Consider the following 8,522-nt stretch of genomic DNA (forward strand, 5'->3'; position numbering starts at 1 on the left):
TAAAAGACCATATCCGGAGAGGTGGCAGAGTGGTCGAATGTACCTGACTCGAAATCAGGCGTACGTTAAATCGTACCGTGGGTTCGAATCCCACCCTCTCCGCCAGTATTCATTGCGGTTCTTCCGCAAATAAAAAAGCCGCTTTCGAGCGGCTTTTTTATTTGCAATACGCATTTCTGCAGCATTCCTGTATCAGGTACTCACCTGTTCCGCGAGCAGCGCATCGGCCACCCGGCCAAGATCAGACGCGACATAAGTCGGTTTGGCTTCCAGTTCATCGAAAACGCCGTTGTACCGATTGACCCAGCAGACGGGAAAACCGTAGTGGCTCGCGGCAGTGGCGTCCCATGCATTCGACGACACGAACAGGATGTTTTCCTTCGGTTGCCCCATGCGTTTTTCGGCCAGCACGTAGACGCTTGTGTGCGGCTTGAATACCTGCACGGTTTCGACGCTGATCAGTTCCCGGAATGCCCAGCTCAGATTGGAATTGCTCACGACCTGCGCGATCGAGTTATGCGAACCATTGGAAATGACGCCCATTGGAATGCCTGCATTGTGCAGGCGTTGCAGCGCTGCCGGCGTATCGCGATGCGGCGACAGGCGAAGATACGCGTCGCTGAGATGGCGGTGCGTTTCGGCATCTATCGGCAGTTTCAGATGGGCGCAACTGTAACGCAACGCATCTTCGGTCGCCTGTTCGAAATTGACGTAGCGTCCCATCAGGCTGCGCAGCCAGGTGTATTCCAGCTGTTTTTGACGCCACAGGAGAGCGATCGATTCGCCATGCGTCGGATAGCATTCCTCGCATGCCTGGCTGACGGATTGCACGTCGTACAACGTGCCGTAGAGATCGAAGACGATAGCTTTGATGTTTTTCATTTGCTTGGCTTTCGGATAAATGGCGGCATCACTGCCGCGGTCAGGTTGAAGAGGTTATTCGGCACTCATGCCCGTGTGTGCGCGGTACAGGACGGAATCGAAACGCTGTTCGTTGAGCAGGTCACGGCGACCGAGATAGGTGCCGATGACCGCGCCAAGGAAACCGAGCGGCATGCTGAGGATGGTCGGATTGACGATCGGAAAAATGGCATCCTTGCCGAGGAAGGCCGGCCCCATGAACGCCAATGCGACCGCGGCTACCAGCCCCGTCGCGACACCGCAGATGACGCCGGCAGTATTGAATCGCCGCCAGAACAGCGAGAGCACGATGATCGGGAAATTGGCCGAAGCCGCGATCGAAATGGCAAGAATGACCAGCACCGCAACGTTGACGCCTTCCGCCAGCAATCCCATCAAGGTGGCAATGATGCCGATCGCCAGCGTCGAGAATTTGGCGATGCGGACTTGATCGGCTTCGCTGACATTGCCCTTGCGGATGATGTTGACGTAGAGATCGTGCGCCACGGTGCCCGACGTAGCGAGCGTCAGCCCCGCGACCACGGCGAGGATGGTGGCAAAGGCAACCGCACAGACGATGGCGAGGAAGATTTCGCCACCAAGCGATCCGGGACCGCCGCCGAGATATTGCGCCAGTAACGGCAGCGCAAGATTGCCGCCTTTATCCGCGGCGCGAATGGTGTCCTGACCGACCAGAATGGCTGCGGCAAAGCCGATCAATGTCGTGGCGAGAAAAAAACTGCCCGCCAGGAACATCAACCAGATCACGGATTTCCTTGCCGTCTTTGCGTCCGGGACGGTAAAGAAGCGCGTCATGATATGCGGCAGGCCTGCGGTGCCGACGATCAGGCTGAGTGTGAGCGACAATGCGTCAAGCGGATGCTTGAGGTAATTTCCGGGCGCCAGCATTTGCGGGCCGTAGCGCGATTCCGCGACCGAAAACAGGTTCAACGGATTGAAGCCGACCTTGGCGAGCAACCAGGTCACGAGCACGACCGCGGTGGTAAGCAGGAGAACCGCCTTGATGATCTGCACCCACGTCGTGGCGATCATGCCGCCGTAACGCACGTAGACGACCATGCCGATGCCGACGAAGATGACGGCAACCGAATACGGTATGCCGAGCAGCAGTTTCATCAACGCGCCGGCGCCGGCCAATTGCGGAATCATGTACGCAAGGTTGACGATGGCCGTGCCGATGACCGCGGCGAGACGAGCTTCCGGGCGTTGCATGCGATAGGCGATGACGTCACCGAGCGTGAAGCGGCCGGTGTTGCGGATCGGTTCGGCGATCACCATCAGGATGAGCAGGAACGCGGCAAGTGCGGATACCGCATAGAGCGATCCGTCCATGCCGTACAATGCGGTCAATCCGGTAAAGCCGAGAAATGCCGCGGCACTCATCCAGTCGCCGGCAAGGGCAAAGCCGTTTTCCTTGGCGGACAGACTTCCGCCGGCTGCATAAAATTCGCTGGTCGTATTGGTGCGCTTGGCGGCCCACCAGGTGACGATCAGCGTCAGCGACAGGATCAGCGCGAAGATGACAAGCGTGAGAATTTTCATGGCTGCTTGCTCCTGCCGAGATGTGCCTGGACAACGACTGCCGCTTTTTCGTCAAACAGGCGATTGGCTGCGCGGATGTACAGCAATGCGGCGATCCAGCATATGGCGTATCCGATCAGGATCAGGAAGAACCCGAGATTCAGGGCACCGAACACTTTCATCGTCATCAACGGCCGCGCGAATCCGGCCATCAGCGTGAGACAGAGGAAGAATCCGACGCTGACAACCAGCAATGGGGTCACGGTTGCGCGTTTGGTGCGAAGCAAGTCGGCGAAATAGGGCGAATGACACGGCGGGTTGCGAGATTCACGCAAACTCTCCAACGCGCTCCTTTCTTCTACGGCGGAATGAACTGTCATGATTGTCTCCTGTGTTTTCCTGGCATTTTTGCCGGCCTGTCGTTGCAGGTTGATTACCTCCTTAGCATCTGCCGTGCCATCTCCACAAGTAATTGAATTTAAAGAAGATATTGCATAAACCGTTGTCGGTGGCAATCAAAATCCATGCAATTCGAACCATTAATGAATCAAACTGATTCTTAAGTGATTCAACCTTCTCCGCGGAAGAACCTAACCAAATTCAGAATCTGTACTGAGAGAGGAAAAATGAGTCATTATTGAATCAATTTGATTTCGGAAGATTCACTTGAATACAGCGCCTTCATCGCAATGGCAGGCAGACCTTTTGCAAAGTCTGCCTTTGGGTATCGTGACAAGGCAGCCCGATGGCGCCTTGTGGCGAAACGGCTACCTGGCCGAGCGGCATCCGGCGTTGAACGAAGCGCGCTGGCGCGACGTGCAGGGGTTGCGCAACTGGTTCGACGGCAACGGAAATATCGAGCCGTTAATCGAAATCGATGGCGAGTCGTATCAGGTCGAACAGCACGAGCATGACGGTACGAGCGCATTGTTGCTGTGGCCCGCTGCGGTTGCGGCGAAATTCGAGCCGCAGATGAGGCACGTCGAACAGATGTACCTGGATTTTCGCGAGATTTACCGGCATTCCTTCGATGGCATCTTCATTGCGGATGGCGATGGCATGACGCTTCTGGTCAATGAAGGATGTGAGCGCAACTACGGTGTGCCTGCCAGCGAACTGATCGGCAAGCATGTGTCCGAATTCCAGAAGAGCGGCCTGATCAATCCGGTCATTGCCATGCGGGTGATCGAAACGCGCGAACGCATCAGCGCCGTGCAGGAGACAAGCGTCGGTAAAACCATCATGGTCACCGGCATCCCGTTACTCGACGAGCATGGCGCGGTGCGCAAGGTCATCATCAACTCGCGTGACATGACGGAACTCAATCAATTGCAGGAAGAACTTGCGCGCGCGCAGGAAAAACTGCATCGCGTCGAACTGGAAGTCAGCCAGCTGCGCATGGGTTTGCCGGTGATTGAGGGATTGGCAATGCGCAGTCATGACATGCAAAAGATCACGACGCTGGCATTAAAGGTCGCCAAGGTGGATGCGACGGTTTTGATTACCGGTGAGTCGGGCGTCGGCAAGGAGGTGCTGACAAGATTGATTCATCGCGAAGGAACACGCGGAAACGGTCCGTTCGTGAAAATCAACTGCGGCGCAATTCCGCGCGATCTGCTGGAGTCCGAACTGTTCGGCTATGAAGCGGGGGCGTTCACCGGCGCACAGCGGCAGGGCAAGATCGGGCTCATCGAAGTTGCCGATCACGGAACCTTGTTTCTCGACGAGATCGGCGAGTTGCCGCTCGATTTGCAGGTGAAGCTCCTGCAGGTGTTGCAGGACAAAACGATTGTCCGCGTCGGCGGCACACGTCCGATTGCCGTCGATGTTCGTGTGATAGCTGCTACCAACCGCGATCTGCAGGCAATGGTCGATGCGCGCCAGTTCCGCAGCGACCTGTTCTATCGGTTGAGTGTGGTCCCGATTCACATTCCGCCGTTGCGGGAAAGGCGTGAAGATATCCTGCCGCTGGTGCATCAATTTCTCGACGAGATCAATCGCCAATATGCACTTGAAAAACGATTCTCCGAGCAGGCACTCGCGGCGCTGCTCGATTATGACTGGCCCGGCAATGCACGCGAATTGCGCAACATGGTCGAGCGACTGGTGGTGACGACCCCCGAACCGCTGATTCTTGCCGAATACCTGCCGGCGATGCTGCATCCGGAAGCCGCACATGCGCAAGAATCGGATGCCGAGATGAAGATACGCACCGCGGTGTTTGAGCGGCGCCTGGTTCAGGACGCCGTGGAGCGTTTCGGCAGCACGCGCGCTGCGGCAAGACATTTGCGGACCAGCCAGTCGACGATCGTGCGCAGGTTGAAGGAAAAGGCTGAGTGACACGAAGCCGTCTCGATGCAGGCTAAGTCAGTAATGTTTCCTGTCGGCATATTGCACGATAGGCGTATCGAACCTTTTGCCGTTTGCGTTCTCTGTTGAGATGTACTTCATCAAAACAGGAGCAATCGATGAGCGAACGCAAACAGCAATCGTCGCGACATATCTTCCGGCCCTACGCAAGCGAACGTCCTGACGGTACGTTTTCGGGGCATGTTTCTCACACGATCGAAGGCCGACCAGATATTGCCGAACGTATTCACGATACGGGCGTGTCCGGTACCGAAGCCGAAGCGCTGGACGAGGCGCATGCCTTCATCGCGCGTTATATCGACGAACATCCGGACGAATAGGAGCAACGGTAGAAGCAACGCAGTCAAGGTACAGACGCAACCAAGGAGAAAAACCATGAGCAGAACGCCGGCAGGTGTGTATGAAGGCTTCGAAATCTTCGTCGTGTTGGTACCGCTCGATCACAGTCGATGGTCGGCCACGAGTGAGGTAGAACGCGAGGGCGCGGATGGCCGGGAAATGTTCCAGCAGTTCGGCGGGCCCTGTGAGGCGGCGTCACACGATGCAGCGAAAGAGGCAGTGCTGGCGGATACCCGACGCAAGATCGACGATCTGCTGGCCGAGCCTTCATGAACGCTGTTGGCGGTCCAAGATCGACGCATAAGCACATGCGTAATTTGCACGGACAAGCAGTGGCGAGTGGTTTATAGTTTCCCGGTAGCCAATATTTTGTCCGAGACATGAGCATTCCCGATCCGCATACCGCCCAGGCCATCGCCGCGCCATTGATTCAAGTCGGCATGTCATTGCCCGAAGTGAAGTGGCCGTATCTGGTCAGCCTGACGCGCCTGAGCCTTGCGCTGGCCCTCGGTTTGTTGATCGGTCTGGAGCGTGAACGGCGTGGCAAGGATGCGGGTCTGCGGACCTTTGGCCTGATTGCGCTGCTCGGCGCGATGGGTGGCACGCTTGGCGACAATTATGCTTATCTGATTCTCTTCCTGACAGGCATTCTCGCCGTCTTCCTCAATGTACAGCGCTTGCGTACCAATGGCAGCAACGAGCTGACCACTTCGGCGGCGATGCTGGTAACGTGTGTCGCCGGCATTTTGTGCGGCAAGGGTCATACGGCGACGCCGGCATCGATCATCGTGATCGTGACGGCGCTATTGGCGTGGAAGGATCGATTGACCGGTTTCAGTCTCGGACTGACTGAAAACGAAATGCGCTCGGCATTGCTGCTGGCGATTCTCGCGATCGTGATCTACCCGGCATTGCCGCTCGGCGCGATCGGTCCCTGGCATCTGATCGAGCCGCGCGCAGCGTGGGTGACCGTGATTCTCATTGCCGGCATCGGCTTTGCCAACTATGTGCTGTGGAAAATGTACGGGACGCGCGGCATTGTGATGGCCGGTTTTCTCGGCGGGCTGGTCAACAGCAGTATTACGGTCAGCGAGCTTGCAGCGCGCGCACGCGACAATCGGCCGGATACGGTCAGCGCCGCGTATCGCGGCATTCTGCTGGCGACGGGTGCAATGCTCATCCGTAATGGCGCGTTGCTGCTGATTCTGGCGCCGGCAGCGGCATTGACGGCGACCATGCCTTTTGCAGTGATGTTGATACTGACGACGGCCTGGTTCTTTGTCGATCGGAATTCCATGCAAAAAAATACCGCGCCGCATGAGCAGGTGGAACTGCCGCTGCCGTTTTCGCTGAGCGCCGCCCTGAAATACGGACTGGTTTTCTTGATCCTGCACGTGGCTGGTGTCGTGGCGCAACGGGGTTTTGGCGAGGCAGGTTTCTATGCGGTCAGTCTGATCGGTGGCGTTGTTTCCAGCGCCAGTGCGGTTGCTGCTGCCGCAAGCTTGGTCGCCAACGGTTCAGTGCCGTCGCACGTGGCGTCAACTGGCGCAGTCATCGCATCGCTGGCAAGCGTGTTGATTAATCTGCCGCTGGTGTTGCGTGCACACAATCGCGGATTGACGTTGCGCCTGTCGATCGCGATGTTGTCGATCTCCGCCGTTGGCATTGTCGGTGCAATGGCAGCGAAGCCCCTGCTTAATTTCCTCCTGGAAAAAATTCCGACCCTGGCGCAGTTTGCAGGCGTTTAAAGGGATTTAATCAAGCCAGATTGCCGAATGTCGGCGTTTATTATCTTTTTGTCAGTGTTCTCTCACACCAGAATGGGAAAACCGCTGATTTTGCCAGTCCGCCTGCGGTGTAATGATGAAGCCCTCAGTAATGACGACTTAGGGGACACCCATGGCACACATCTCGAATGTTCGCACTTCCGCTGTCGGCCATCCGGTCATTAACGCCAATGCGATCGCCGCGCTGAAAGCGAAAGAAAAGAATTCCACACAACACCCGGTTGCACCAAGGGCATTGGCCGGCCTGCATGGTCATAGCCCACGTCATAACGGTTTGCTGGCTGCACTGCCGGAGGCTGACTACGAACGTCTGTTGCCGCATCTTGAATTTGTCGAAATGCCGTTTGGCACAACGATCTGCGAAGCCGGCGAACAGATGCAACACGTGTACTTTCTAACCAGCAGCATTGTGTCGCTTTTGTATGAGACAGCAGACGGTGCATCGTCCGAAACGGCGGTCATCGGTTACGAAGGTGTGGTCGGCCACGACGTCTTCATGGGTGGCGGCGCATCGTTGAATCGCGCTTTCATCAAGAGCGCGGGTTACGGTTTTCGTATCAAGGCGTCTCTCCTGACACAGGAATTTGCACGCGGTGGTGCCTTGCAGCAATTGCTGCTGCGTTTTACGCAGGCACTGTTTACACAAATGGCGCATACGGTCGCTTGCAACCGCCATCACACGATCGTCCAGCAATTGTGCCGCTGGCTGCTGTTAAGCCTGGACCGTCTGCAGACAAATCAAATCAGCATGACGCAGGATCTGATTGCAAACATGCTTGGCGTACGACGCGAAAGTGTGACGGAAGCGGCGCGCAAGTTGCAGGATGAAGGCCTGATTCATTACAGCCGCGGCCAGATTACGGTTGTCGATCGACTGGGTCTTGAGGATCACATCTGCGAATGCTACGCGAGCATCAAGAAGGTCTATGAAGGACTGTTGCCGAATACCTGATTGATTCTGCCAAAAACAACAAAGCCGCTTTCGAGCGGCTTTGTTTTTGGTTCTGCGATTCTGCCGCAACATCGGCAGGTGGCATGCGGTCAGCGCGGTTGTTGATACGGCTGATATTGCTGGGAAGGATAAGGGCGTGGTTGCGGTTGCGCCTGCGGTTGCTGTTGTTCTGCCACAAAGATTTCTACGCGACGGTTGCGTGCGCGACCTTCGTTCGTGGCGTTGGTAGCGATCGGTTCGCGGCTGCCGCGGCCATCGACGTAAATACGTTGTGGTGCAACGCCTCGACCAGCCAGGTAATCACGCGTGCGCGATGCGCGGTCCAGCGACAACGGATTGTTGATTGCATCAGTACCAGTGCTGTCGGTATGGCCGATGATGGTCACGGTGGCGGCAGGATTATCGTTCAGGCCGCTGGCGAAGCGATCGAGAATCGGGCGGAAGCTGTCGGTGATTTCCGAACGGCCGGTGGCAAACGAAATATCGCTCGGAATATCCAGCTTCAAGCGGTTATCGGCGGTTTGCGTGACTTGTACGCCAGTACCTTGCGTTGCCTGTTCCATCTGACGTTTCTGGTTTTCCATGCGGCTGGACCAGACATTGCCGGCCACAGCACCAATCACACCCCCCAG

Annotated in this window: 9 protein-coding genes and 1 tRNA gene; 6 read left to right on the plus strand and 4 right to left on the minus strand. The window is 56.7% G+C overall.

Annotated features, from left to right (window positions below):
* Window positions 1–15: 15 nt before the first annotated feature.
* Window positions 16–105, plus strand: a tRNA-Ser gene (locus VN114_RS09530).
* Window positions 106–192: 87 nt separating this feature from the next.
* Here VN114_RS09530 and VN114_RS09535 read toward each other — a convergent pair.
* Genes VN114_RS09535 through VN114_RS09545 form a run of 3 tightly spaced genes read right to left on the minus strand, consistent with a single transcriptional unit; the run spans window position 193 to window position 2,822 of the window.
* The gene (locus VN114_RS09535; RefSeq protein WP_325514274.1) at window positions 193–882 is read right to left on the minus strand and encodes a haloacid dehalogenase type II; all 690 of its coding nucleotides are present in this window, start codon (window positions 880–882) and stop codon (window positions 193–195) included.
* A 54-nt stretch (window positions 883–936) separates the two neighbouring features.
* Window positions 937–2,463, minus strand: coding sequence for a cation acetate symporter (locus tag VN114_RS09540; RefSeq protein WP_325514275.1), 1,527 nt, complete (start codon window positions 2,461–2,463; stop codon window positions 937–939).
* Window positions 2,460–2,822, minus strand: coding sequence for a DUF485 domain-containing protein (locus tag VN114_RS09545; RefSeq protein WP_325514276.1), 363 nt, complete (start codon window positions 2,820–2,822; stop codon window positions 2,460–2,462). The genes VN114_RS09540 and VN114_RS09545 overlap by 4 nt, the downstream gene beginning before the upstream one ends.
* Before the next feature lie 286 nt (window positions 2,823–3,108).
* On the opposite strand from VN114_RS09545, the gene VN114_RS09550 reads away from it, so the two are divergent.
* The 5 genes from VN114_RS09550 to VN114_RS09570 all read left to right on the plus strand — a co-directional run bounded on the left by VN114_RS09550 (window position 3,109) and on the right by VN114_RS09570 (window position 7,890).
* Window positions 3,109–4,782 (plus strand): sigma-54 interaction domain-containing protein, encoded by a 1,674-nt coding sequence (locus VN114_RS09550; protein WP_325514277.1) that lies wholly within the window; start codon window positions 3,109–3,111, stop codon window positions 4,780–4,782.
* A gap of 128 nt (window positions 4,783–4,910) precedes the next feature.
* Window positions 4,911–5,132, plus strand: coding sequence for a hypothetical protein (locus tag VN114_RS09555; RefSeq protein WP_325514279.1), 222 nt, complete (start codon window positions 4,911–4,913; stop codon window positions 5,130–5,132).
* A gap of 55 nt (window positions 5,133–5,187) precedes the next feature.
* Window positions 5,188–5,424, plus strand: coding sequence for a hypothetical protein (locus tag VN114_RS09560; protein WP_325514281.1), 237 nt, complete (start codon window positions 5,188–5,190; stop codon window positions 5,422–5,424).
* 107 nt (window positions 5,425–5,531) lie between these two features.
* Window positions 5,532–6,899 carry an MgtC/SapB family protein gene (locus tag VN114_RS09565; RefSeq protein ID WP_325514283.1) on the plus strand — a complete coding sequence of 456 codons (1,368 nt, stop codon included), beginning with the start codon at window positions 5,532–5,534 and terminating at the stop codon, window positions 6,897–6,899.
* 151 nt (window positions 6,900–7,050) lie between these two features.
* Entirely contained in the window at window positions 7,051–7,890 is an 840-nt protein-coding gene (locus VN114_RS09570) for a Crp/Fnr family transcriptional regulator (protein WP_325514285.1), read from the plus strand.
* Window positions 7,891–7,979: 89 nt separating this feature from the next.
* Here the strand turns inward: VN114_RS09570 and VN114_RS09575 are convergent.
* Window positions 7,980–8,522 (minus strand): OmpA family protein (locus VN114_RS09575; RefSeq protein ID WP_325514287.1); only part of this gene is annotated, 543 nt, incomplete at its 5' end.

The organism is Oxalicibacterium sp. (assembly GCF_035565035.1).
Classification (GTDB): Bacteria; Pseudomonadota; Gammaproteobacteria; order Burkholderiales; family Burkholderiaceae_D; genus Oxalicibacterium.

Bases quoted from the DNA above. Each gene is read 5' to 3' on its own strand.
- VN114_RS09545 (WP_325514276.1), bottom strand. From the start codon at position 2,822: ATGACAGTTCATTCCGCCGTAGAAGAAAGGAGCGCGTTGGAGAGTTTG.
- VN114_RS09565 (WP_325514283.1), top strand. From the start codon at position 5,532: ATGAGCATTCCCGATCCGCATACCGCCCAGGCCATCGCCGCGCCATTG.
- VN114_RS09535 (WP_325514274.1), bottom strand. From the start codon at position 882: ATGAAAAACATCAAAGCTATCGTCTTCGATCTCTACGGCACGTTGTAC.
- VN114_RS09570 (WP_325514285.1), top strand. From the start codon at position 7,051: ATGGCACACATCTCGAATGTTCGCACTTCCGCTGTCGGCCATCCGGTC.
- VN114_RS09555 (WP_325514279.1), top strand. From the start codon at position 4,911: ATGAGCGAACGCAAACAGCAATCGTCGCGACATATCTTCCGGCCCTAC.
- VN114_RS09540 (WP_325514275.1), bottom strand. From the start codon at position 2,463: ATGAAAATTCTCACGCTTGTCATCTTCGCGCTGATCCTGTCGCTGACG.
- VN114_RS09560 (WP_325514281.1), top strand. From the start codon at position 5,188: ATGAGCAGAACGCCGGCAGGTGTGTATGAAGGCTTCGAAATCTTCGTC.